General features: G+C 68.0%; 4 protein-coding genes and 1 pseudogene. All 5 read left to right on the top strand.

Going from position 1 to position 3399, the window contains the following annotated elements:
• Positions 1-276, top strand: a pseudogene (locus AC27VN_RS36380) (pseudouridine synthase); the annotation flags it as partial.
• A 158-nt stretch (positions 277-434) separates the two neighbouring features.
• Positions 435-860 (top strand): nucleoside-diphosphate kinase, encoded by a 426-nt coding sequence (gene ndk, locus AC27VN_RS36375; protein ID WP_019653122.1) that lies wholly within the window; start codon positions 435-437, stop codon positions 858-860.
• A gap of 21 nt (positions 861-881) precedes the next feature.
• The gene (gene rlmN / locus AC27VN_RS36370) at positions 882-2057 is read left to right on the top strand and encodes a dual-specificity RNA methyltransferase RlmN (RefSeq protein ID WP_490879775.1); all 1176 of its coding nucleotides are present in this window, start codon (positions 882-884) and stop codon (positions 2055-2057) included.
• Between the two features lie 4 nt (positions 2058-2061).
• Complete coding sequence (gene pilW, locus AC27VN_RS36365) at positions 2062-2913, top strand: type IV pilus biogenesis/stability protein PilW (protein WP_093342617.1); 852 nt, start codon at positions 2062-2064, stop codon at positions 2911-2913.
• Positions 2906-3399, top strand: a 494-nt coding sequence (locus tag AC27VN_RS36360; RefSeq protein WP_490879774.1) for a helix-turn-helix domain-containing protein, incomplete at its 3' end; no start/stop codon positions are given. The genes pilW and AC27VN_RS36360, both read left to right, overlap by 8 nt.

Genomic DNA, 3399 nt, shown 5'->3' with positions numbered 1-3399 from the left:
CCGCCGCAACAGCAGCAGGGCCGGCGCAACAACGGCAACAACAATGCCGGCAACCGCAACCGGCAGGGCGGCGACGACCGTCCGCCGAGCGGTGCCAACCAGCCCGATCCGATGAAGACCTCGCTGGGCTACATCGGCGCCGACAGCTTCACGCGCCAGCGCAAGGAACAGCGCCAGGGCGGTTCCAGCCGCCGTGGCGGTGGGGGCGGTGGGGGCGGTGGTGGCGGCGGCTTTGGCGGGCAGGGCGGTGGCGGTGGCCGGCGCCGCGGCCGCTGAACAAAAACAGCCGCGCCCGCGCGGCCTTTCGCGGGGTTTTCACCAAGGTGGTGAATCCCGCCGGTTAAAATCGCGGGCTTTGTCGGGATACAGCGCAACAATATCGTTGCAGTTGTGACAAAAAACTTCAGAATCAAGCAAGCTCAGAAAGCACTTCCATGGCTATCGAACGTACCCTCTCCATCATCAAGCCCGACGCCGTCGCCAAGAACGTCATCGGCAAGATCGTTTCCCGCTTCGAGGCCGCCGGCCTGAAGATCGTGGCCGCCAAGCTGGTGCACCTCTCGCGCAACGAAGCCGAGCAGTTCTACGCCGTGCACAAGGAGCGTCCCTTCTTCAAGGACCTGGTCGAGTTCATGATCTCGGGCCCGGTGTTCGTGCAAGTGCTCGAAGGCGAGAACGCGATCGCCAAGAACCGTGACCTGATGGGCGCCACCGACCCGAAGAAGGCCGCAGCCGGCACCATCCGCGCCGACTTCGCCGACAGCATCGACGCCAACGCCGTGCACGGTTCGGACGCTCCCGAAACCGCCGCCAACGAAGTGGCGTTCTTCTTCGCCGGCCTCAACGTCTACGCACGCTGAAGCCGCATCTCGACCGAATCCATGACCACGGCCAACCTGCTCGATTTCGATCTCGAGGGGTTGGCTGCGTTCTGCGAAAAACTCGGCGAGAAGAAATTCCGCGCCACGCAGCTGTTCCGCTGGATTCACCAGCGTGGCGCCAGCGACTTCTCCCAGATGACCGATCTGGCCAAGTCGCTGCGCGAGAAACTCGCGACGACCGCGCGCGTCGAGGCGCTGCCGGTCATCACCCGGCACGAATCCAAGGACGGCACGATCAAGTGGCTGTTCGACGTCGGTGACGGCAATGCCGTCGAAGCCGTCTTCATTCCCGAGGACGACCGCGGCACGCTGTGCGTGTCGTCCCAGGCCGGCTGCGCGGTCGGCTGCCGCTTCTGCTCGACCGGCCACCAGGGCTTCAGCCGCAACCTGAGCACGGGCGAGATCGTCGCCCAGCTCTGGTTCGCCGAGCACTTCCTGCGCAAGCACCTCAAGCGCGACGAGCGCGTCATCTCCAACGTGGTGATGATGGGCATGGGCGAGCCGCTGCAGAACTATTCGGCGCTGGTGCCCGCGCTGCGCACCATGCTCGACGACAACGGCTACGGCCTCTCGCGCCGCCGCGTCACGGTCTCGACCTCGGGCGTGGTCCCGATGATCGACCGCCTGGGCACCGACTGCGCGGTGGCGCTCGCCGTCTCGCTGCACGCGCCCAACGATCCGTTGCGCGACGACCTGGTGCCGCTGAACCGCAAGTACCCGATCGCCGAGCTGCTCGAGGCCTGCAAGCGCTACCTCGCGCACGCGCCGCGCGACTTCATCACTTTCGAGTACTGCATGCTCGACGGCGTCAACGACCAGCCCGAGCATGCGCGCCAGCTGATCGAGCTGGTGCGCACGCACGGCGTGTCGTGCAAGTTCAACCTGATCCCGTTCAACCCCTTCCCGGCATCGGGCCTGCTGCGTTCGCCGCAGCCGCGCGTGCTGGCCTTCGCGAAGATGCTGAGCGAAGCCGGCCTGGTGACCACGGTGCGCAAGACGCGCGGCGACGACATCGACGCCGCCTGCGGCCAACTGGCCGGCGACGTCAAGGACCGCACCCGCGCGGCCGAGCGCATGGCGCAGCGCCGCCTGGCGTCTTCCGCCTCGGGAACGGAGCGAACGGTCGTGTTGCATCCGGTCCGCAAGGCCGCTTCCACCGCCTCCCAGGAGCATTGAACCGATGAGCATGGCTTTTCCGACGGCGAGCGCCGGGCTGCAACGCGTGCTGGTGGCCAGCTTCGCGGGCCTCGCGGCGCTGCTGCTCTCGGGGTGCGTGAACACCCGCACCACGACCACCAGCCTCGATTCGGCCAGCTCGTCCTCGGGCCCGCAGCTCGTCACCGAGTCGGACGAGTCGAACGCCCGTCGTCGCGCCCGCCTGCGCATGGAACTCGCGGCCGGCTATTTCGAGCATGGCCAGAACACCGTCGCGCTCGACGAGATCAAGCAGGCGCTCAACGCCGACCCCAGCTATGCCGACGCCTTCGCGCTGCGCGGGCTGGTCTACATGCGCATGGAAGACGCCGGCTTGGCCGAGGACAGTTTCCGCCGCGCGCTGGCGCTCAATCCGCGCGACGGCAACACGCGCCACAACTACGGCTGGCTGCTGTGCCAGCAGAACCGCTACCGCGACGCCGCCCAGCAGTTCACCGAGGCGCTGGCCACGCCGGCCTACACCGAACGCGCCAAGACGCTGATGACGCAGGGCCTGTGCGAGATGCGCGCGGGCCAGCCCGTCGAGGCCGAGCGCTCGCTGCAGGCGGCCTACGAGATCGATGCCGGCAATCCGGTGGTCGGCTTCAACCTCGCCTCGCTGCTCGCGAAGCGTGGGGAATGGTCGCGCGCGCAGTTCTACGTGCGCCGCGTCAACAACGGTCCCTCGGCCAACGCCGAAACCCTGTGGCTGGGGATCAAGATCGAGCGCAGTCTCAACAACCGCGAGGCGGTCGCGCAGCTGGGCGGGCAGCTGCAGCGCCGCTTCCCGCAGTCGCGCGAAGCTTCGGCGTTCGAGCGCGGGAATTTCAATGACTGAACGGGTTTCCGAATTCGGCACTTCCGCGGTGATTCCGCTCGAGGAAGCCGACAACACGAACAAGTCCGCCGGCACCATGCTGCGCGAGGCGCGCGAAGCGCACGGCCTGCACATCGAGATGGTCGCGGCCGCCCTCAAGGTGCCGGCGCAGAAACTGCTGGCGCTCGAGGCCGACGACATCGCCGCCTTGCCCGATCCGGTGTTCGCGCGCGCGCTGGCCAGCAGCGTCTGCCGCGCGCTGCGCGTCGATCCGGCGCCGGTGCTCGCCAAGCTGCCGGGCGCGCCCAAGGCCGCGGTGGCGGTGGCCGACCGCAATCTCAAGACCCACATCGTCTCGGGCACCTCGCGCTGGGGCAGCGGCCGTTCGGGTGGGCTGCCGTCGCGCGCGCTGCTGACCGTGGTCGCGCTGCTGCTGGTCGGCGCGGCCGCGATCTTCTGGCTGCCGCAGTCGGTGTTCGACCGCATCGGCAGCACGGTGTCGCGCAT

This window comes from Variovorax sp. 20P10.2.4, from assembly GCF_058244205.1.
Note: the sequence above shows the minus strand (reverse complement) of the source record. Positions and strands in the feature narration are given on the sequence as shown.

Coding starts and splice junctions, on each gene's coding strand:
- ndk (WP_019653122.1), top strand. CDS start 435: ATGGCTATCGAACGTACCCTCTCCATCATCAAGCCCGACGCCGTCGCC.
- rlmN (WP_490879775.1), top strand. CDS start 882: ATGACCACGGCCAACCTGCTCGATTTCGATCTCGAGGGGTTGGCTGCG.
- pilW (WP_093342617.1), top strand. CDS start 2,062: ATGAGCATGGCTTTTCCGACGGCGAGCGCCGGGCTGCAACGCGTGCTG.